This window comes from Haladaptatus pallidirubidus, assembly GCF_020700235.1.
GTDB classification, from domain to species: domain Archaea; phylum Halobacteriota; class Halobacteria; order Halobacteriales; family Haladaptataceae; genus Haladaptatus; species Haladaptatus pallidirubidus.
Window position 1 is genome coordinate 2,590,830 of sequence record NZ_CP085301.1, and the last position, 20,384, is coordinate 2,611,213.

At 59.3% G+C, this 20,384-nt stretch carries 19 protein-coding genes; 7 read left to right on the forward strand and 12 right to left on the reverse strand.

Features of this window, described 5'->3' with window-relative positions:
• Nucleotides 1-68: 68 nt before the first annotated feature.
• On the reverse strand, nt 69-836 hold the full coding sequence (locus tag LIX15_RS14040; protein ID WP_227773800.1) for a hypothetical protein: 768 nt from the start codon (nt 834-836) through the stop codon (nt 69-71).
• Nucleotides 837-1,256: 420 nt separating this feature from the next.
• Between LIX15_RS14040 and uvrA the strand changes: the two genes are divergently transcribed.
• The 3 genes from uvrA to LIX15_RS14055 all read left to right on the forward strand — a co-directional run bounded on the left by uvrA (nt 1,257) and on the right by LIX15_RS14055 (nt 6,130).
• Entirely contained in the window at nt 1,257-4,199 is a 2,943-nt protein-coding gene (uvrA, locus tag LIX15_RS14045; RefSeq protein ID WP_227773801.1) for an excinuclease ABC subunit UvrA, read from the forward strand.
• 205 nt (nt 4,200-4,404) lie between these two features.
• On the forward strand, nt 4,405-4,950 hold the full coding sequence (locus tag LIX15_RS14050) for a DUF7344 domain-containing protein (protein ID WP_227773802.1): 546 nt from the start codon (nt 4,405-4,407) through the stop codon (nt 4,948-4,950).
• An 88-nt stretch (nt 4,951-5,038) separates the two neighbouring features.
• A complete protein-coding gene (locus LIX15_RS14055; protein ID WP_227773803.1) occupies nt 5,039-6,130 on the forward strand; it encodes a geranylgeranyl reductase family protein in 1,092 nt (363 codons plus the stop codon).
• Between the two features lie 21 nt (nt 6,131-6,151).
• On the opposite strand, the gene LIX15_RS14060 is transcribed toward LIX15_RS14055, so the two are convergent.
• The 5 genes from LIX15_RS14060 to LIX15_RS14080 form a co-directional block, all read right to left on the reverse strand.
• Complete coding sequence (locus tag LIX15_RS14060; protein ID WP_227773804.1) at nt 6,152-7,318, reverse strand: glycoside hydrolase family 18 protein; 1,167 nt, start codon at nt 7,316-7,318, stop codon at nt 6,152-6,154.
• 152 nt (nt 7,319-7,470) lie between these two features.
• Complete coding sequence (locus tag LIX15_RS14065; RefSeq protein ID WP_227776893.1) at nt 7,471-8,982, reverse strand: carboxypeptidase M32; 1,512 nt, start codon at nt 8,980-8,982, stop codon at nt 7,471-7,473.
• Nucleotides 8,983-9,036: 54 nt separating this feature from the next.
• Entirely contained in the window at nt 9,037-10,116 is a 1,080-nt protein-coding gene (locus LIX15_RS14070) for a M20 family metallopeptidase (protein ID WP_227773805.1), read from the reverse strand.
• A 68-nt stretch (nt 10,117-10,184) separates the two neighbouring features.
• On the reverse strand, nt 10,185-10,487 hold the full coding sequence (locus LIX15_RS14075; RefSeq protein ID WP_227773806.1) for a hypothetical protein: 303 nt from the start codon (nt 10,485-10,487) through the stop codon (nt 10,185-10,187).
• Between the two features lie 57 nt (nt 10,488-10,544).
• On the reverse strand, nt 10,545-10,706 hold the full coding sequence (locus tag LIX15_RS14080; RefSeq protein ID WP_227773807.1) for a hypothetical protein: 162 nt from the start codon (nt 10,704-10,706) through the stop codon (nt 10,545-10,547).
• Between the two features lie 82 nt (nt 10,707-10,788).
• Here LIX15_RS14080 and LIX15_RS14085 point away from each other — a divergent pair, with 82 nt between their 5' ends.
• Nucleotides 10,789-12,627 (forward strand): PINc/VapC family ATPase, encoded by a 1,839-nt coding sequence (locus LIX15_RS14085; protein WP_227773808.1) that lies wholly within the window; start codon nt 10,789-10,791, stop codon nt 12,625-12,627.
• 49 nt (nt 12,628-12,676) lie between these two features.
• On the opposite strand, the gene LIX15_RS14090 is transcribed toward LIX15_RS14085, so the two are convergent.
• On the reverse strand, nt 12,677-12,955 hold the full coding sequence (locus LIX15_RS14090; RefSeq protein ID WP_227776894.1) for a MarR family transcriptional regulator: 279 nt from the start codon (nt 12,953-12,955) through the stop codon (nt 12,677-12,679).
• Between the two features lie 549 nt (nt 12,956-13,504).
• Between LIX15_RS14090 and LIX15_RS14095 the strand changes: the two genes are divergently transcribed.
• The gene (locus LIX15_RS14095; RefSeq protein ID WP_227773809.1) at nt 13,505-13,885 is read left to right on the forward strand and encodes a NifU family protein; all 381 of its coding nucleotides are present in this window, start codon (nt 13,505-13,507) and stop codon (nt 13,883-13,885) included.
• A gap of 141 nt (nt 13,886-14,026) precedes the next feature.
• On the opposite strand, the gene LIX15_RS14100 is transcribed toward LIX15_RS14095, so the two are convergent.
• The 3 genes from LIX15_RS14100 to LIX15_RS14110 are packed head-to-tail and all read right to left on the reverse strand — an operon-like array spanning nt 14,027 to nt 15,849.
• Nucleotides 14,027-15,457: a ribonuclease FAU-1 family protein gene (locus LIX15_RS14100; protein ID WP_227773810.1), complete on the reverse strand. Its 1,431-nt coding sequence runs from the start codon at nt 15,455-15,457 to the stop codon at nt 14,027-14,029.
• Entirely contained in the window at nt 15,454-15,669 is a 216-nt protein-coding gene (locus tag LIX15_RS14105; protein WP_227773811.1) for a hypothetical protein, read from the reverse strand. The genes LIX15_RS14100 and LIX15_RS14105 overlap by 4 nt, the downstream gene beginning before the upstream one ends.
• A 24-nt stretch (nt 15,670-15,693) precedes the next feature.
• Nucleotides 15,694-15,849, reverse strand: coding sequence for a hypothetical protein (locus tag LIX15_RS14110; protein ID WP_227773812.1), 156 nt, complete (start codon nt 15,847-15,849; stop codon nt 15,694-15,696).
• 162 nt (nt 15,850-16,011) lie between these two features.
• On the opposite strand from LIX15_RS14110, the gene LIX15_RS14115 reads away from it, so the two are divergent.
• On the forward strand, nt 16,012-17,235 hold the full coding sequence (locus LIX15_RS14115) for a PrsW family intramembrane metalloprotease (protein WP_227773813.1): 1,224 nt from the start codon (nt 16,012-16,014) through the stop codon (nt 17,233-17,235).
• Between the two features lie 12 nt (nt 17,236-17,247).
• Here LIX15_RS14115 and LIX15_RS14120 read toward each other — a convergent pair whose 3' ends face one another.
• Entirely contained in the window at nt 17,248-17,835 is a 588-nt protein-coding gene (locus LIX15_RS14120; protein ID WP_227773814.1) for a riboflavin synthase, read from the reverse strand.
• A 120-nt stretch (nt 17,836-17,955) separates the two neighbouring features.
• Between LIX15_RS14120 and LIX15_RS14125 the strand changes: the two genes are divergently transcribed.
• Nucleotides 17,956-18,201, forward strand: coding sequence for a DUF7533 family protein (locus LIX15_RS14125; protein WP_227773815.1), 246 nt, complete (start codon nt 17,956-17,958; stop codon nt 18,199-18,201).
• Between the two features lie 592 nt (nt 18,202-18,793).
• On the opposite strand, the gene LIX15_RS14130 is transcribed toward LIX15_RS14125, so the two are convergent.
• Entirely contained in the window at nt 18,794-20,305 is a 1,512-nt protein-coding gene (locus LIX15_RS14130) for a carboxypeptidase M32 (protein WP_227773816.1), read from the reverse strand.
• Nucleotides 20,306-20,384: the final 79 nt, after the last annotated feature.

Here is a 20,384-nt window from a genome sequence, read left to right on the forward strand (position 1 = left end):
AATGACCGTTTGAGAGCGCTCAAGCTGATTTGAGCGCGGGCAGTGCGACAGGTGTGTTCAGGATTGGATTAGAGATAGTCAACGATGGCCTCGCCAACTTCAATGTGTGGTCCACTAACTTTCTTACTGTGGACTGCCCAGCTAGGGGCGGCACCGGCGTGGTAACCAGGAAAGACTCCATACCGTACTGCTTCCTCGTTGAGCACGCCAACGTGGTCGTCCCACATGAGGAGCGTAATGTACCTCCCGGAAAGGTCAACGTGACTGAAGAACGCCGAGTTGATTCCAATCCCGAGCAGCCCACCAAGCGCTGCACCCCATACTCCGCCGACACGGGCACCGACAAGTGCTCCTATGAGACCAGAGAGTTCTCCCTGATGGGTGTTGAGGGACTCGCCGCTTTCGATCGCAAGCCCACCAACGAGATGATCGTTATATACGTATCCGCTGCAATTTCCGACATCATTAACAACAAACTCCCAATCCTCGACCCACGCCTCGTGAGTCTGTATTCCGACGCTGTTTTTGGAAGGAGCCGTTAGTCCCTGTTCACTGGCTGCTTTGTCGACCAAGGAGACAGTACGGTTCTCTTTGTCCACTTGGAAGAGATACACACCCTTCTCATTGGTTTCAGGGTCGTCCACGTTCGCGACCATCACAAGAGTAGACTGCTCGGTTTCTCTCACCACCTTCCATGTAATACCTTCGGTATTGTTTGTTTCATTACTAGCCGGTCCACTGGCAGCGACTGTGGACGATACGCCGCCGAGTAAGCCGATACTGGCACCCGTTATTTTAAGGATATTCCTCCGGTTTCGGAATTCATCAGTTATCATTCCAATTATTTGTATATGTCAATCAGTATTAGATGTTTTCATTATGATGAAAAAAGTTTGAATCATTTATCTTGATATTTATTTGGCTGTCATTCTCTCATCGAAAACTGGATGTGGTTTCTAATGGTTGCAGCAATGTAGAAACTGTTTAAACCTATTTGCGTCTCTCGTCCAACGAAACCTGAGGCGAATTTCGTCTACCTAATCATCTGCCGCAACTTCTTCTGTTTCTTTATTCGTGTTCTCGGAATTGTCACTCAGCGACGTATTGATGGCTTGAATCAGTTCCTCAAACCGATTCAGCGTTGATTCTTCGAATCGGCCTTCATCGAACTCTCCATCCCTCCCTAGTTTCACTTTCACTCCGCTTTCATCTGCAACCGACAGGCATACCCTCATTCAGTCGCTGTCTGTGGATAGATGAGCAAGGACTACATCGAAGTGCGGGGGGCCGAGGAGCACAACCTCAAGAACCTCGACGTGACGATTCCGCGCGAGGAGTTCAACGTCGTGACCGGCCTATCTGGGTCGGGCAAGTCCTCGCTCGCCTTCGAGACGGTGTACGCGGAAGGACAGCGACGGTACATCGAGAGCCTGTCGGCCTACGCCCGGAACTTCCTCGGGCAGATGGACAAACCGCAGGTCGAGAACGTCGAAGGCTTGTCGCCCGCCATTTCAATCGACCAGAAGAACGCGGCGAACAACCCACGTTCGACGGTCGGGACGGTGACCGAACTGCACGACTACCTGCGACTGCTCTACGCCCGCGTGGGGACACCACACTGTCCGCAGTGTGGGCAGGAAGTCGGTGAACAGAGCGCCCAGAACATGGTTCGGCGAGTGCTGGACTTGCCGGAAGGCACGAAAGCGAAAATCGCCGCGCCGGTCGTCCGCGACCAGAAGGGCGCGTTCGCGGACTTATTCGACGACCTCGTTTCGGACGGCTATTCCCGCGTCGAGGTGGACGGTGAGGAGTTCGATTTGACGCTCGACCGCCCGGAACTCGACAAGAACTACGACCACACCATCGACGTTATCGTAGACAGGGTGAAGGTCAGCGAGGAAGCGCGCTCGCGCATCACGGACAGCGTGGAAACCGCGCTGGAGGAGGCGGAGGGCATGATGAAACTCATCGTTCCTAACCCGCCGGAGGATGTTGATTTGGGTTCGGAGTCGCGCTCGACCGGCGATTTGGCCGGTGAGGGTGACGACCGACTCGCGGTGGAATTCTCCGAAGACCTCGCCTGCACGAACTGCGGCATCGACTTCCGCGAAATCGAGACGCGTAGTTTTTCGTTCAACAGTCCGCACGGCGCGTGTCCGGAGTGTGAGGGAATCGGCGAGACGAAGGAGGTTGACGAAGGCCTCGTCGTCCAAGATCCAAGCAAGCAGTTGAAACACGTCTTCGAACCGTGGGGCTACCAGCGAACGTACTATCGCCGACAGCTCGATTCCGTGGCTCGGCATTTCGACGTGGAGTTGACGACGCCGTTCGAGGAGTTGGATGAAGCCATTCAAGACGCCTTCCTCTACGGCACCGACGAGGACATGCTGTTCAAGTGGAACACGAAAAACGGCATTCGTCGGAAGGAAGAACCGTTTGAGGGCGTGATGAACAACCTCGAACGTCGCTACGTCGAAACCGACAGCGACCGGGCGCGAAAGCACATCGAGGACTACATGGCGGTGACAGAGTGTCCCGCCTGCGACGGCACGCGACTGCGACCGCAGAGTCGCTCGGTGTACGTCGATGGCACCTCGATTTCGGATGTCAACCGGATGTCCATCGGAGACGCGCTGGTTCACTTCGAAAACCTCGAAGCAAATCTGACCGACCGCCAGAATCGAATCGCCGAGGAGATTCTCAAAGAGATTCGCGCCCGCCTCGGCTTCATGGAGGAGGTTGGTTTACAGTACCTCACACTCGACCGTGAAGCCTCGACGCTCTCGGGCGGCGAAAGCCAGCGAATTCGGCTGGCGACGCAAATCGGGTCGGGTCTAGTCGGCGTGCTGTACGTGTTGGACGAACCCTCCATCGGTCTGCACCAGCGCGACAACGACCGTCTGCTGAACACGCTCTGCGAACTGCGCGATTTGGGCAACACCCTCATCGTCGTCGAACACGACGAGGAGACGATGCGCCGGGCGGACACCGTCATCGACATGGGTCCCGGCCCCGGCAGGCGCGGCGGCGAAGTCGTCGTGCAGGGCGACGTAGAAGAGGTGATGGCTCACGATGGAAGCATCACGGGAGACTATCTCGCCGGGCGCAAGGAAATCCCGGTTCCGGACGAGCGGCGGGAACACGACACTCATCTCACGGTTCGGGGCGCCCGCCAGCACAACCTGAAGAATCTCGATGTGGATATTCCAGTCGGGACGTTCACGGCCATCACGGGCGTCTCCGGGTCGGGCAAATCCACGCTGATGCACGACATTCTGTATAAAGGTTTAGCCCGCGAGATGAACGACAACACGTCCGTCGACCCCGGTGATCACGACGCAATCGACGGCATGGACGAAATCGAGAAGGTGCGGCTCATCGACCAGTCACCCATCGGTCGAACCCCGCGGTCGAACCCGGCGACGTACACCGGCGTCTTCGACTACGTCCGGGAAGCGTTCGCGGAGACGAAACTCGCCAAACAGCGCGGTTACGAGAAGGGCCGCTTCTCGTTCAACGTGAAGGGCGGACGGTGTGAGGAGTGTGGCGGACAGGGAACAGTCAAAATCGAGATGAACTTCCTGTCGGACGTGTACGTCCCGTGTGAAGAGTGCGAAGGCGCACGCTACAACGATGAAACGCTGGACGTGACCTACCGCGGTAAGACGATTGCCGAAGTCCTCGATATGTCCGTCGAGGACGCCCACGACTTCTTCGAACACGACTCTCGGGTTCGGCGCAGGCTGAAACTGCTGAAGGACGTTGGACTCGACTACATGAAACTCGGCCAACCGTCCACGACGCTGTCGGGCGGGGAAGCTCAGCGAATCAAACTCGCCGAGGAACTCGGCAAGAAATCCACGGGTGACACGCTCTACCTGCTGGACGAACCGACGACCGGCCTCCATCACGAGGACGAGCGCAAACTCATCTCGGTGCTTCAACGACTCACCGAGAAGGGGAACTCCATCGTCGTCATCGAACACGAGTTAGACCTCGTGAAGAACGCAGACCACGTCATCGACCTCGGACCGGAAGGCGGCGAAAAGGGCGGCGAAATCGTCGCTACGGGAACGCCCGAGGAAGTCGCGTGGAACGACGATTCGTACACCGGACGATATCTCCGCGATAAACTCCCCGGCGTCGAACTCGATGGTCCGCGTGCCGACAGACCTGCCCCTGCCGCGATGGACGATTAAGACCCATCAGAGAGACGTTCTCTCCGTCGGAATGGCGGGCTTACCGCGAAGAACCGCGCGCCTAAACACCGCTATGATACTTAATTTGAAAATTAACACCAGCTAAGCACTGGATAACAAAGTGTTGTCCGCGGTAATCTCGCATCCGTGTTACGTCCGGGTGGCAATGGCATAACGAAACAACGGATTGCGGGTCACTGGTGGCATGAGTTCGACTGATGGAACCCCACAAGAACTGTCCGAAGACCTCATCTTCGACGTTCTGAAAAATCGGCGGCGACGGTACACGCTTCACTACCTCAAACAGCAGGGCCGCCCGGTAGAACTGAGCGAACTCGCAGAGCAGGTGGCGGCGTGGGAGAACGACACGACGGTGGAAGGACTCTCCGCGAACGAACGAAAATCCGTCTACACCTCGCTCTATCAAACCCACCTTCCGAAACTCGCAGACGCGGGAATCGTGGAGTACAACCAAAACCGAGGTGTGGTCGAACTGTCGGCCAACGCCGCACAGTTGGAGGGATATCTGCGCCCGCAGGACGAATTTCCGTGGATTCGGTACTACCTCGGACTCGCCATCGTTAGCGCGGTTCTCGTCCTCGCCGACTTTCTCGGTATTCCGCCGTTTACCGCCATTCCGGACGAAATCTGGGGTGTCATCATCGTTGCCGCGTTCGCGCTCTCGGCATTGGTTCATTACCTGCGGCGACGGCAACTCAGCACCGGAGACCGCCCGCCGTCGGCGCGGTAGCGACCGACCACGCCGCTTTTTCTGCCCGCAACGTCTCCACTAAAACGAGAAAGAAGGTATTTGAATCGGCGGGCAGTAGGCGACGATAATGTACGATTTCGTGGTGGTCGGTGCAGGCCCCGCCGGGTCGCGGTTTGCGCGACAGGCGGTTCGTGCGGGGCGCGATGTCCTCGTCCTCGAACGAGGGCAGGTGGGGACGCCGCTCGCCTGTTCCGGCCACGTGAGCACCGATATCTGGGAGTTCACCCCGGACGGTGCGCGTGACCACCTCCTCCAGAACGAAATTTACGGTGCGCGATTCCACGTCGGTGGCCCCCGTTCTCCGGAGCATCCGTTTTACAAGGACGAGGTCATCTCGAACGTCATCGACCGGGTTGGACTCGACAAAGCGCTCGCTCGTGCTGCCCAGGATGCAGGGGCCGACCTGCGAGAAGACCACAGCGTCACCGACGTTAACGAACACGGGGAGTACGTGGACGTGACGGCGAACACGCCCGACGGCACCGAAACCTTCCGCGGAAAGATGGTCGTCGGCTGTGACGGTCCCGTTTCGCGCGTGCGTCGGGAACTCGGCCTGCCGGAACCGAAAGAAAAGCTACAGGGAGTTCTCGGATTCGCGCCGAAGGCTCACAGCGGCAATTTCGTGGACGTGCATCTCACCGCGCCGAAATTCTTCGCGTGGCGCATCCCTCGCGGCGATGCTGGCGTTGAGTTCGGACTGGCTGCACCGCCAGGCTCCCAACCGACCGCTCGCGCCTTGTTCGACCGTTTTACCGCCGAATACAGCGTCGAGACGAACGAGTTCTGCGCCGGGATGATTCCCATCGGACCACCGAAAAGCGTTACCGCCCACCGCGGGTTTCTCATCGGCGATGCCGCCGCACAGACGAAACCGTTCACCGGCGGGGGGATCCTTTATGGAATGACTTCTGCGGATCACGCGGTTCGGACTATCGACCCCGACGACCCCGGAACGCTGGCCGACTACGAGTTCGCGTGGCGCACGGAGCTGAAAAACGAGATTCGGCTGGGGCACTGGGTGCGGCGGGCGTACTCCCTCCCTGGACCGATGCAAACCGTCGGACTCAGGTCGATGGCCGGAGAAATCGGCGTTCATATGGATCGGCCGAGTTCCTTCTTCTCGACGGAGCATCTGACCAAGCTTCTGAAACGAACCTGATGGTTCGAGGGGTCGTTCGAATCAGGAGTGGAGCGCGGTGTGCATCTCTTCGATGAGGGTATTGCTGGGGTCTTGGGAGAGTTCCCAGCACATCGCCCCGCCGAAACCGTTCGTTCGAACGTAGTTCGCCTTGTTCGAGATGGAACGCACGTTGTCGTAGGAGATGAACGTGTTTTCGGCCGCAGAGTACAACCACGGAACCTGTGCGTCGGGATGCCAGTGGTACTCGTAGTCGGACTGGGGCTTGATGTTCTGGACGATGTCGTAGTACGTCTCCGACGTGGACGAACTGAACGAGTTGAACAGACCGTCGTTCGTGGACGACACGCCCGAGAAAGAGCGCCCGTAGAAGGGCATCCCCATGACGAGTTTATCCTTCGCTATCGGCCTGCTGGCCCACTGTTGCATATGGTTGCTGGTGTTCCAGCTCTGCGCGCTGGGGCCTTCCGGTGGTGAATCGAACGGCGCGTTGAAGTTGGTGACGTTGCTCCAGTCGCCGTGATAGTCGTAGGTCATCACGTTGACGTGGTCGAGGTAGTTGCTGATGGTTCCGACCTCGTAGGCGTCGTCCACGATGTTGGGGTTTGGCGACCCGGCCATCGTCAGATGAGTCCACGTTCCGACTCTCGAATCGAGTTCGTTGCGACACGCTTCCAGCAGGAGCGTGAAGTTGTGCGGGTCTTCGGCGCGAATCGTTCCGTCCGGATACTCCCAGTCCAAATCCAGTCCGTCGAAGTTGTACTTAAGCATGAGGTCGACGGCGGTCTTGGCGAACCGCTGGCGTCGCGTGGCGGTGGACGCGGCGTCCGAAAACTTGCCGGAGTACCATCCGGAACTGATGGAGAGGAGGAACACGGTACCCGTGTCGTCGTAGGTCGCTAGCTCGCTGAGCAGGCTGTCTTCCGACGAGCCGCCCGTGACCACCGTCCCGTCCGACTGTGGTTCAACGAAGGCGTAGTTCAGGTGCGTAAGTTTGTCGTAAGGTACGTCTGCCGGACTGTAATCCCTCGCCCACGAAGGATAGTACCCGACGACGCGATTGCCGTAGTCGCCGTGCGCCGTCACCTCGCACGCGCCGAGCGTCCCCACCGTCGCCAACGCCCCCGTCCCTAACAGGAACTTCCGCCGTGATGCTGAGGTTAAATTTCGCTCGGTACGATTGGGCGACGAATTATCTCCGTTCGACATGAGTACAGAATATAATAGTCACTATAAAAGATAAATTTTTTGAATAATATATGAAATAAAATGGCGGAGTTTCGGATTCGAGCATTTGGTCACGGAGCCGTTCGGGTCGTAACGACCAGAAAACGAGCGACTATTCGAGTCGAAATCCGAAACTACTCCAGATCGTACAGTTCGGAGTATTTCTCGTCCACGTAGTTTAAGAAGTAGTCGGCGGTGAACGCCTCGCCGGTCGCCTGTTTGATTAGTTCGTCAGTGGTGTACCGGCATCCGTGCTGGTGAACGTTCGTCGTGAGCCAGTCGTGGAAATCGTCGAACTCGCCGTTTCGAATCTGGTCTTCCAACTCCGGAATGTCCACTTCGGCTTTCGCGTACAGTTGGGCCGCGAGAACGCTTCCGAGCGAGTAAGTCGGGAAGTAGCCGAAACTGCCGTGGCTCCAGTGGATGTCCTGCAAACAGCCCTCCGAGTCGGTGTCGGGGCGGATGCCGAGGTACTCCTCGTACTTGTCGTTCCAGAGTTCCGGCACGTCTTCGACTTCGATTTCGCCGCGGATGAGCGCTTTTTCGATTTCGAAGCGCACCACGATGTGCATGTGGTAGGTGAGTTCGTCGGCCTCGACGCGAATCAGGTTGTCCTCGTACACGCGGTTGACCGCCTCGTAGATGTCCTCGACGGAGGCGTCTTCCACGTTCGGGAATCGCTCCTTAAGTGCGGGCAGGAATCGCTCCCAGAAGGCTCGCGACCGACCGACGTGATTTTCCCAGATTCGAGATTGGGACTCGTGGGCGGTTAGGTCGCGGGATTGGCCGAGTGGCGTTCCGTACTCCTCGTCCGGAAGCCCCTGCGTGTAGGTCGCGTGGCCGAACTCGTGGATGGTGCTCATTATCGCGCCGAGCGGGTCGCTCTCGTCGAATCGCGTCGTCACGCGGGCGTCGAACTGCGTGCCGCTGGAGAAGGGGTGCGGCGCGGTGTCGAGACGACCCCGGTTCCAGTCGTAGCCCAATGTGTCGAGGATGTCCCGCGAAAGCTGTTCCTGCGTGTTCGTGTCGTAGGTGCCGTCGAAGGGGGTAGCGAGTTCCACGTTGCTCTCCCGAATCGAGTCGATGAGCGGAACGAGTTCGTCGCGGAGGCGCGCCAGCGTCTCCTCCGCCGTCTCGATGCCGAGGTAGGGTTCGTACTCCGCGAAGAGAACCTCGTAGGGGTCTTTATCGGGGTCGATATGCTCCGCGTACTCGCGCTTTTGCTCGACCAACTTTTCCAACGTCGGAGCGAAAATCGAGAAATCGTCCTCCGCTCTCGCCTCTTTCCATTGCGGGAGGGCTTCGGACGTGGTACGGGAAATCTCCTCGACCAGTTCGCCGGGGACGCGGGTCGCCCGCTCGTACTCGCGCCGAATTTCGCGCACGACGGCGGCCTGTTCGTCGTCCAGTTCCTGCGATTCGAGTTCGAAAAGCAGTTCGCCCATCTCGTCGTCGGTGAGCAGTTCGTGAGCGATTGCGGACAGGGCTGAACGTTGTTGTGAACGGGCGGGCGTGCCGCCTTCGGGCATCACGACCTCTTGGTCCCAGCCGAGTATTCCCGCGGCGTTCTTGACGTTAGAAATTCGTTTTACGTTGTCGAGAAGCTCCTGATACGCGGCGTTTTCTGCGGCGACTTCGGTTGCCATCATCGATTGTTTGCTGTCACCGATTATCAATGAACGGGTTTCGGAACGAAATACTCAAAGTCGCTCCGCCGAATCCCGATAAATCCGATAACAGCGTTCCAGAACGTCGATTCCGACGCTCTCGTTTTTCGTGTGCGCCTCGCCGGGTTCGGAGGCCCCACAGACCACGCACGTAACGCCGGCCTGCGAGAGCCATCCGGCGTCGGTCGCGTGCGGTTTCGTGACGTGTTTCGGTTCGCCGTCCTGCGCATCGGTGGCCATGGCCAAAACCGCATCCGCGAAGTCGGGGTCGTTGCACTCCATCGGCGGCAAATCCTGTTCGACGGTCCACGTCACGCCCTCGATTTCTTCGACCGCTTCGAGGTCGGCGCGTTCGCCGGGGACGGTTCGCTCGTCTATCGTTATTTCACAGCCCGCAGGAATCACGTTCCACGCGCTTCCGCCCTCGATTTCGGTGGCGACGACGCTTCCCGAAATATCGTGATCGAGGACAGTGACGGTCGGCACCTCGCAGTCGCGAACGATATCCACCGCGTCGCAAGCGCGATAGATAGCGTTCTCGCCCGCCTCCGGTTCGCTGGCGTGGGCCGCGGAGCCGCGGGCCGTGATGGTACTCGCGCGTCGGCCTCTGTGCGCGATGACCACGTCCGTGACGCCGTCCTTCGAGTAGTTCGTGGAGCCTTCCGCGACGATGGCGAAATCCGGCGAAAAGCCGTTTTCGACGGCGTGGCGCGCGCCGTCTCCGCCCAGCTCTTCGGCGACGAAACTGGCGAAGACGAGTTCACAGGTCGGCTCCGCGTCGCGGAACGCGAGCATGGACGCCGCCACGGAGCCTTTCATGTCCGCGGTTCCGCGCCCGTACAGTCGGCCGTCGCGCTCTTCCACGACGTACCGGTCGTCTTCGACTTGCGATTCGTCCGGGGGAACGACGTCGTGGTGACCGACGAGCGCCAGTTCGGCGTCCGTTTCCGTTTTTGCGTTTCGGCGAGCGATGACGTTTCCGACCTCGTCCCGGGTTATCTCCGCGTCCGTCTCCGTGCGAAGCCACTCTTCGATAAAATCGCCAGCTTCCGTCTCGTCCTCGTGGCTTGAAATCGACACGAGGTCACGGGTTATCTCGACCAGTTCGTCCATACCCCTTCATTTCTCCCGGTGGTTTAGTACTCTCCGTCCTCGGCAATCGATTGGGCAGTTCCGATTCGCTACAACACCGGATCGTTCTCGAGACAGTGGTCGAGAATATCCTCAAAAAACGGGTGGTCACGGTAGCGTACCGTTTCGGTTCGTTCGTCGTATTCGATGAGTTTTGTCCCGTCGAGATGCGGGAGATGAATATGGCGAAGACGAACCTCATTACCGGCAAAGTCGTTGCCGAGAGTCGCGAGCTCGTCAACAGTCGCAGTCCCGTCCGATGTTTTCGTGAGATAATGTATCACGCGACGACGCTCGCTGTCCGAAAGGGCGTTGAACACTGCGTTGAGTCTCGTAGACTTCGATAGTTCCATTGACTCCTGCTTCTTTCGTTAACCTTCTAATAATGGCGCTTGCGATGGCAAGTTACATCATATTGAACAATCGTCTACGAATTCGTATCCCCCGTAGCGGGCGAGTTTTCGGTCGATGGCGTCCAGCAGCCATTCGTCGATGGTTTCGTCGGCGCAGTCCGCTTCGATTCGTTCGCGCGTTTCACTATCGATGGTGAGGACGAGATGGTTGTGTCGCATCGACCATGGTACGTCATGGAATGGCAAAAGCGTGCCTCCGGACGCTGAAACCCTTATGAGTCCCCCACACGAATTTGTAGGCATGAACGTAGTGCCGGATACGAGCGCCGTCGTCGATGGCCGCATCTCCGCGAAAGTCGATGACGGCGAGTTTGCTGGGGCGACGGTACTCATCCCCGAGGCCGTCGTCAGCGAACTGGAATCGCAGGCGAACAACGGCGAGGAAAACGGGTGGAACGGGCTGTCGGAACTCCAGCGACTCGCGGAACTCGCGGATTCCGACGCCATCGAACTCGATTACGTCGGGATTCGACCCGAACCCGAACAGCAGGGTTACGCCCACCGCGGTGAAATCGATGCGCTGATTCGGGAACTCGCGGACGAGCACGATGCCACCTTCGTCACCAGTGACCTCGTCCAGAGCGAGGTCGCGAAAGCGAAAGGGCTGGACGTCGAGTACATTTCGCCCAAAATTCGCGACGTGGGCCGGCTCGGTATCGAGGATTACTTCGACGAACAGACGATGAGCGTCCACCTGCGGGTCGATGTGCCGCCGATGGCGAAACGCGGGGAGGTCGGCGATATGCACTACCAGCAGATTCGTGACGACATCTCGACCGAGGACGACCTCAAGGAGTACACGCAGGAAATCGTCGAGAGCGCGAAACAGAGTACGGAAGGGTTCATCGAAATCGACGAACCCGGAATGACCATCGTCCAGTTCCGCGACTACCGAATCGCAATCGCGGAACCGCCGTTCGCCGACGCGTGGGAAATCACGGCGGTTCGTCCCATCGTCAAAACCTCGATGGAAGATTACGAACACGCCGACGAACTCAAGGGCCGACTGCTGGAACGCCAGCGCGGAGTCCTGATCTCCGGCGCACCCGGTGCCGGGAAATCGACGTTCGCGCAGGCCGTCGCGGAGTTCCTCGCCGACAACGATTTCGCCGTGAAGACGATGGAGAAACCGCGCGACTTGCAGGTCGGGCCGGAGATTACGCAGTACACCGAACTCGCCGGAGAGATGGAGAAAACGGCCGACTCCCTGCTGATGGTGCGTCCGGACTACACAATCTACGACGAGGTGCGCAAGACGAACGACTTCGAAGTCTTCGCGGACATGCGCCTCGCGGGTGTCGGCATGGTCGGCGTTGTTCACGCCACGCGGCCGATCGACGCACTCCAGCGACTCATCGGTCGCGTCGAACTCGGCATGATTCCGCAAATCGTGGACACCGTCGTCTACATCGAGGCCGGACAAATCGAGAAAGTCTACGACGTGACGACGAAGGTCAAGGTACCCGAGGGCATGATGGAAGAGGATCTCGCCCGTCCGGTTATCGTGGTCGAGGAGTTCGAAACCGGCACGCCGGAGTACGAAATCTACACCTTCAACCGACAGGTCGTCACCGTCCCATTGCAAGAAAACGACCACGACGAGGGCGGTGTCTCCCAACTCGCCAAGCAGGAAATCGAGCGCGAAATCCAATCCGTCACGCGCGGCCGAGTTGACGTGGAAATCCAAGGTCAGAACAACGCCGTCGTCTACGTGGACGAAAACGACATCTCCTACGTCATCGGCAAGGGCGGCGGCCGAATCGACGACATCGAGAACCGACTCGGGATGAGCATCGACGTGCGAACGCACGAGGACAAACCCTCATCGGTCGGAGACGGCGGGTCACAGGCCGCATCGTACGGCGAAGTTGTCGTCCCGGAAATCACATCGCGGCACGTCATCATCCCGCTGGACGGGCACGCCGGAGAGACGGTCGAAGTGCAGGCCGACGGCGAGTACCTGTTCACCGCGACGGTCGGACGTGGCGGCGACATTCAGGTTTCCCGCGGAAGCGCGATTGCGGAGGAGTTGGAGCGCGCAATCGACCGGGAGCGCCAGATTACGGTCGCGACTGCCTGACATTGGGAGAGAGAAAAAGGAAGAGAAGAACAGACGAAACGAAATTCGGTTATTCAGCGCACTGGGCGTCTGCGGACTGCTCCGTGTCCGTTTCGGTCGGGAAGTCGATGTCGTAGAGGTTCTGTCGGGCGTCTGCAAAGTAGATGTCTTCCGTCACCACGCCGATGTCTTCGAGTCGTTCGAGAGCGTAACGAACCGTTCGTGCGGACAGCATCGACTCATCGACGATCTGTTTCTGTGTGAGCGATCCCTGATATTCGAGAACCTTGAACACGAGTTTTGCACTCGGTGGTAGGTCGTCGATTTGCTCCCGTTCTGACTGGCTCATCATCGTTACGAATCGAAACACCCCATCAGCATAAAACTATTGAGACACGGTGACATGGGAGACGGTCGGTGGTGACTCACCGAACGCGATTGTAGGCGTTGCGTTCCGAGAACGACCCGTGCCGACCGTCCGCCAGCCAACCGTTTGTTGGCGACGTAGTTTACTGTTACCAAGGACCATGTAAATAGCACTCACCGTCTCTATTCGGTTAGCGCGATGGGACGAGAATGTGATATTTATCATCTGGGATTTGCCATTTTCTTCGGGATTGTAGCTGACTCCTATTCTCGTGAGCGAAGCGAGCGAGAGCACGGAAGAGCTCTGCCCTTCCGGGACGAGGGAGTCGGTTGGGAGGCGTGTGGGCCGATGCGGGACGGTGGCGGTCTCATTGGAGTCCGCAGTACCTAGCGGTACGTTTGAAAAACACCATCTGTTCACCCAACACACATCCCACGGAATTCACGAAAGAACGACGTACTTCCCTGAATCAACCCACACCCCGAATGAGAACCCCAACATTCCCATACCTCCAGCCCCTACGACTACTCAATGAGCAAGTCCAGCGAGACGGAAGCCACCGATTCGGACCTCAAATCGCGGGTCGAACGCTGGTTGACCGCCCAGATGCCCGTCATCCAGATGCACGGCGGAACGAGCGCGGTTCGAAAGGCCGACCCCGACGACGGCGAGGTCGTCATCGAACTCGGCGGGGCATGTAGCGGCTGTTCCATCACGCCTATCACGTCCCAAAACATCGAAGTCGAACTCCTGAAAGAGTTCGAGGAAGTCGAAGACGTGACGGTGCGCATCGCCGAGGATGGCACGAGCCAGTGGAAAACGGACCAATCCGAGAGCGTCATGGGAATCGACCGAAGCGAGGGCGGCCGAGGCGGAAAGCTAAACACGTCGTCCGACAACGAACACTTCTAGAAGCCACTTTTTCTGCGGCAGTCCTGTCTCTGGAAAAATACGGATCAAAAGCTGGCGCCCACTCGTCGCTGTCGCCCCTCATTCGTGGTGAGCATGCTGGTTCCCCGGTTATGTCGAATGCCGATTCTCGTGGCTGCTTCCCTATTTTTCCAGAACCCTCTCGACGCTCGCCGCCACGGTCCGCGCTTTCTCGGCCAGTTCCGCCGAAATGTGGCTCGCTTCGACCGCGGAATCCAGTTCGTCGTCGTCAACCCGCTTCACAGTTCCGTCGGGGCGCTTCACGACATCGACGTGCAAATCGACGTAGCGCACGGAGCGCGGGAACAGCTCGACCGGCGTGCAGACGTTGACGTAGGTTCCCTTCGATTCGTCGTCCTCGCTCCGGTAGGCCGTCGGGTACCACCAGCGACCCTCGCGGAACTTGGTGATGGCCACGTCGCCCGCTTCGCGGTCGGTACCGATGGCGTCGTAGGTTCCCGAACCCCGCATTTCCCGGCGGACAGTGTATTTTCCGGCTTCGGTGTCGCGCTCCACCACGTCGCCTTTACCGAGCGAGAAACAGCGTCCGTCGGGTTTCCCGTGGTCGATGAACACCTCGCCGTCCTCCTCCGGGCCGAACTGCCGAAGGGTTGCGCCGATGGGGACCTCGTCGCGCGGTTCGTAGAGGTCTTCCGCAAAATCGACCGCCCTGCTGGCGGAGTCGTCCGCGGCCTTGATTCGATGGTGGCCGGGCAGGGTCGTCGTGACTTCCCGACGGGCGTCGTCCAGTTCGAACCGGGATTCTCGACCGAACCAGAGCCACGCCGTCGCGTCTGGTTCCGCAATCGTCCGTGGCGCGTCCGCATCGCTCGCCGCGTTTGCCGCGTCATCGAGCGCACCGTCGATGGTCTCCGCGCGTTCAACCGCATCGGAGAGCGCGGAATCCATTTCGCCGATTTCGGCCTCGTTCGCGCCGTACTCCCAGCGAACGCCCCATTCGGTGGGCACGTCGGTCGGAAGCATCTCGGTCGTCCGCGCGAGTTCGCGCCTGCTGGCGTCGTCCGGCGCGCTGGCGACGACGCGGTTCACGCCCTTCGAGAGGCTAGTCACGCCGCCGAACACCTGCACGTCCGTTCCGAGGAAGGGCCGGTCGCGCGACCACGGCGGCTTCGGGGTGTGGACCTGCACCCGAACGTGGTCGCCCTCGTCGATTCTGCCGTCGATACTCCGGAACGGGAGAAAACCGTCTCGTTCGCCGAGGTCGACGACCGCACCGCTTCCGAGGGTTTCGCTGACGACGCCGTCGAACAAGGCGCCGCGGGGAGTCGGGTCGTCCCAGCGGAAGGTGTCGATGCCGATTTCCGCCAATCGCTCGCCGACCGCTCCGACGACGTCCCGTTCACCGAATAGGCCGACTCCCTGTCGGTCGTCGGTCGTTTCGACCGTCGCATCGTACTCACCGGTTTCGAAATCGCACTCGAACCGTCGCTGGATGGGCGGCGAGGCCTGCACTACGTCGAACTGTTCGCCCAGCAGATGCGTGAGCGCGGTGGTGTAGATGCCGCGAACCCGGATTCGACTCTCCACGCTCATCGGTGGCAAGCAGAAAAACGGGGGATGGTCGGTACACGGGCGGTCGGTGGTCGGCCGAACGGCGGTTGGTCGGTTGGGGCTTGAGTAGTCCGCGTTCGGCCGGTCGTCACGCTAAAACCGCGTGTCGAACGGGGGGCGAGCGTGTCGCGCTGGCTGGTCATACCTCCCGGTTGGTGTGCGGGGGTTTTCAGCGTGACGAGGTTGCGCGTCACGAGAACCGCCGTCGTCGGACTCGTTCAGTCGTCAGCGGGGACGGCACCCGTCCAGTTCGCGTCGGTGCCGGGTGTGATTTGTTCGTCGGCCCATTTGTCGTCGTCTTCTACCGCTACTGCGTCCGTATTCTCTTCTCGTGTGTCGTTTCGTGTTGCTCCTTTCGGCGGTGCCGAGTACATAATCCCTCGGCTGTGACTCGTGGGTGACATCGTGTATCACGAATCGTGAGTCCTCCCTAATAAGCGCGACCCTACATTTGTTTATGGTATTTATTTTCATATAAGGTGTTTAAGGTTCTCTTCGCCGAACGATTTACTCCACCTCCTTGCGAACGTCCGCCTATGGACGAGAATCGAGACCCGGTCGCGCGCGGAACCGACGAGTCGGTCGATTTGTACGACATTGCGACGTGGGAGGAACGGTCGCGTCTGGACTGGTTCGCCGCCAAATTTTACGGGATACTCGTGGTTTCGGCGCGGGCGTTCATCATCCTGCTCGCGATTGCGATTCTTCTCCTGCAGTTCGCGCTCGGCGGATTGGCGGCGATAACCGACCCGTGGGTCGGACTGTTCGTTCTTTTGTCGGTCGTCCCCGCGTTCGCTCTCGCGGCATACATTTGGCACGCGGACGTGACCATGTCCGAACCGCTTCCGCTCCTCGTCGGGACGTTTCTCCTCGGCGTGCTGTTCGCCGGATTCGCGGCGATTTTCAACTCCTACACGCAACCGCTGTTCTCGTGGATTCCGCTCGTCGGGTCGGCGCTGTTTTTCTACATCGTCGTCGGGCCGGTCGAGGAAACAGTGAAATTGCTCGCAGTGCGGTTGTACGCCTTCCGGAGCGACCGATTCGACGCCGTCATCGACGGTGCCGTCTACGGCGCGATGGCCGGGCTTGGCTTTGCAACTATCGAAAACGCCATCTACATCAGCCAAGAGGTGCTCAACGCCTCGGGCACCGACCCCCTCCTGCAAGCCGGACAGACCGCCGTTTTTCGGCTGTTTGCCGGACCGGGTCACGTCATCTACTCCGCCTTCGCGGGCTACTATCTCGGATTGGCGAAGTTCAATCGCGAAAACGCCGGGCCAATCGTCGTCAAAGGCCTGCTCATCGCGGCGGCTATCCACGCGACGTACAACACGCTGGTCGGGTTCGTTCCCGCATTGGCCTCGCTCGTGTACCCGTCGGTCACGCCCGCAATGGCTTACATCGTCTTCGTGTTCATCTACGACGGCTTTTTCGGCTACCTGCTCTACCGGAAAATCGACCGCTACCGCGACCTGTACGAGCGGACGGACCGCCACGAGTCGGTGACGTTCGGCGTCGGTGACAGCAGTCAAGTCGCCGAAACTGGACGAATGGGCGAAAAGAGAGGGATGCGCGACGCTGCGCAATTGGACGATACGGAACGATTCGGAGACGATGAACGACTGGCGAACAGCGGAAGCGAAGTCGCCGAGGTCGGTGACGCGGAGAACGACGATTCGGAACGCGACTCCGAGGTCGATGATTCGGACGAAACGGACTCGCTTTGGGACGACGACCCGTTCGGGTACGACTCGAAATAGCTTCTTTCTCTTCTACTCCGCCAACAGTTGCTCCGCGTACTTCGCCAGCACGTCCACCTCGATGTGAACCGGGTCGCCGGATTCTTTCGCCGAGAGGTTCGTCACGTCGCGCGTCGTCGGAATGATAGCCACCGTAAAGGTGTTCTCGCTTTTTTCGGCGACGGTGAGGCTGATGCCGTCCACAGCGACCGACCCTTTGTTTACGACGTACCGGCCGAAACCGTCCGGAATCGCGAACTCGTACTCCCAGTCCTCGCCGACCTGTCGAACGTCCACGACCTCGGTCGTCGTATCGACGTGGCCCTGTACGAAGTGGCCGTCCAGTCGCGCGTCCGCCCGAAGCGCGCGCTCCAAATTGACGACGTCTCCCTCTTTAACCTCCCCGAGGTAGGTTTTCGAAAGCGTCTCCTCGGCCAGAAACACCTCGAACGTCTCCGCGTCGAACTCCTCGACCGTCAAGCAGGCCCCGTTCACGCTGATGCTCGCGCCGCGTTCGACATCCGCGAGAGCTTTGTCGCCCGCAATCGTCAGTCGCCGTCCGCCATCCGCGTCCGCTACGCGACGAACCTCGCCAGCTTCCGCAACAATTCCGGTAAACATAACAAAACTGTGACGCCGGACGGTTGAAAACCGTTCCGGAACGCGGCGTCGCTGTCCCGGCTTCGCGTCGTTGCAACGTCGTGGCGTCGCACTTTTAATCGGTCGCCGGATAAGAGAGGTATGAACCTCGGTATTCTCGACACCGTGAGTCTGGCCGCGACGTTGGTGTTCGCGCTCCCCATCGGACTCCTCGGTATCGAACGCCTCATCGCCGGGCAGACGCTTTTCGGCGGGGCGTTCGTTGCCATCGCCGTGTTGATGGTGTTCCTCCGCGAGTGGCTGACGACCCCGGAAGATGTGCCCGCGAGTGCCGCAAAAAAGGTGGTCGGTGCAGTCGCCAAAACCGACGACGACAACGACGAATGAAGCGATTATTTTGAGGAAGTTGGCTTTCGGTTTGCTACGTCGGCTGTTGTTTTACGGCGAGTCGGAGACGGCGAATTTGAGACGCTAGTAATTGCAAATCACGCCTACAAATCGCCTTCACTCGTCGCTCGCTCCTTGCAGTCGCTCGTTCCTCGTTCGCCCGTACCCGCCTAACCCAATTTGGTAGCCGTTTTCTCGGAAACTCGTTCTACAGAATCCTGTGGCAAGCCAATCAATCGCTGGGCGGGCGAGTGCGATGCACTCGCCCGCCCTGCGTCCCTGGTGTCTTGAAAACGTCTTGCGTTTTCGATGGCTTGGAAGCGCTTGCTTTTCCAGCGCCAACGGGCGACCGAATTCTGGTTAGCGACGGCGGAGCGAACGAGAGCACGGAAGAGCCAAACTCTTCCGGTGGGAACGAGTGGCGAAGCCACGAGTGACTGACGGGGCGAGGACGTGGCTTGTAGACGTGCTCTGCAGTCCCCATCGACTCAACCGACATTTTAAGTTGGTGTTCGGCTGACGATCTCCGAGAGGTGATAACCGCATCTCCAAACTCCAACTCAAAAAATCGAACCACGTGGAGAACCGAGTCCTAGTCCAATTCGTATATCGCTTCGTACTTCTCGGTGACGTAGTCCAGGAAGTAGTCGGCGGTGAGGGGTTCGCCGGTCACCTCCTCGATGAGTTCGTCCGTCGTGTATCTCTGGCCCTGTTGGTGGATGTTTTCGGTCAACCAGTCGCGGATTGGGGCGAAGTCGCCTTCCCGGATGCGTTCCATCGGCTCGTCGAGTTCCTCTTCGATGGTCGCCCAGAGTTGGGCCGCAAAGACGCTTCCGACGGTGTAGTTCTGGAACCCGCCGAACCGACTCGTCCAGTGGATGTCCTGTAAGCAGCCCGCAGAATCCGTCCCGGGGACGACGCCAAGGTAGTCGTCCATGAGTTCGTTCCAGCGAGCTGGAATCTCTTCCACGTCCAACTCCCCGGCAACGAACTCCTTCTCGATTTCCGACCGGAGGATGATGTGCATGTGGTAGGTGAGTTCGTCGGCTTCCACGCGGATGGTATTGTCCGTGAACACCTGATTGATCGCCTTGTACGCCTCGTCCACCGTCACGTCGTCCGCCTGCGGGAATCGGTCTTTGAACGTCGGCAGGAACAACTCCCAAAATGCCTTCGTTCGCCCGACGTGATTCTCCCAGAACCGTGACTGGGATTCGTGGATGCCCGAACTCCGCGAATCTCCGAGCGGCGTTCCGTAGGCGTCGTCGCGCAGACCGAGTTGGTAGGTGGCGTGCCCGAACTCGTGAATCGTCGCGGTCAGCGAGTCGAGGGGGTCGTTCTCGTCGTACCGCGTCGTCACCCGAGCGTCGAACTGCGTCCCGGACATGAAGGGATGCGGGGCGGTGTCGAGTCGGCCTCGGTTCCAGTCGTAGCCGAGCACGTCGAGCGCGTCCCGCGCGACTTCCTCCTGCGTCTCGGTGTCGTAGATTCCGGCGAAGGCGTCGTCCGCGATGTCCGCGCCGTTCTCCTGAATGTCCTCGATGAGCGGAATCAGTCCATCGCGGAGTTCGTCGAAAATCCGCTCGACGGTGGAAAGCGGCAGATACGGCTCGCCGTCCTCGAACATGACCTCGTAGGGGTCTTTGTCGGGGTCGATTTGTTCGGCGCGCTCGATTTGGAGTTCGCGTAGTCGGTCGAGATACGGTTCGAACGTCTCGAACTCGTCTTCCGCCTTCGCCTCCTGCCACGCCGGTTGCGCCTCGCTACTCGTCTCCGCGAGTTCCGTGACGAGTTCGCTCGGAACGTCGATGGCTCGTTCGTACCACCGTCGAATTTCGCGGACGACCGCTGCCTGTTCGTCGTCCAATTCCCCGCTTTCGAGTTCAGAAAGCAGTTCGCCGGTTCGCTCCTCGGTCAGTAACTCGTGTTGAATCGACTGTAGCGCCGAAAGCTGTTTTGCGCGCGCCGGAGTCCCCCCTTCCGGCATCTTCGTCTGTTGATCCCAGTAAAGAACCCCGGTTGCGTTCCCGACGTTGGAAATTCGTTTGATTCTCGCTTCGAGTTCGTCGTAGGTGGAGCGAGATTCGTGTTCAGAAGTTGCCATGCGAATCTAATCCACCGTCAGACGGTATCAATGCACGGGTATCGGAAAGGACGAAACGACGGAAGCGAGAAACGCTCCT